The sequence below is a fragment of the Streptomyces beijiangensis genome, assembly GCF_017315755.1.
Lineage (GTDB): Bacteria > Actinomycetota > Actinomycetes > Streptomycetales > Streptomycetaceae > Streptomyces > Streptomyces beijiangensis.
Genome location: NZ_JAFLRJ010000985.1, coordinates 1 through 402, shown reverse-complemented (window position 1 = coordinate 402; position 402 = coordinate 1). Strand labels below are relative to the sequence as shown.

Below are 402 nucleotides of genomic sequence, written 5' to 3'. Positions count from 1 at the left end.
TCCCTCGGGCGGCAGACCACGTCCCTGTCCGGCGGCGAGGCCCAACGGCTCAAGATGGTGCGGCACCTGAGCAGCAGCCTGACCGGTCTCACGTACATCTTCGACGAGCCCAGCGTCGGCCTCCACCCGCGCGACGTGCGGCGCATGAACGAGATCCTGCTCGCGCTGCGCGACAAGGGGAACACCGTCCTGGTCGTGGAGCACGACCGGGACGTCATCGCGATCGCCGACCACGTCATCGACATGGGCCCCGGGGCCCATGTCGATGACGTGGTCGGCGATCGCGATGACGTCCCGATGTACGTGAGACCGGTCAGGCTGCTGCTCAGGTGCCGCACCATCTTGATCCGTTGTGCCTCGCCGCCGGACAGGTCCGTGGTCTGCTGCCCGAGGGGCAGATAG

General features: G+C 67.9%; 1 pseudogene. It reads left to right on the top strand.

From position 1 onward, the window contains the following. Positions 1-267 (top strand): annotated as a pseudogene (locus J0695_RS40200) (P-loop NTPase family protein); the annotation flags it as partial. Positions 268-402: the final 135 nt, after the last annotated feature.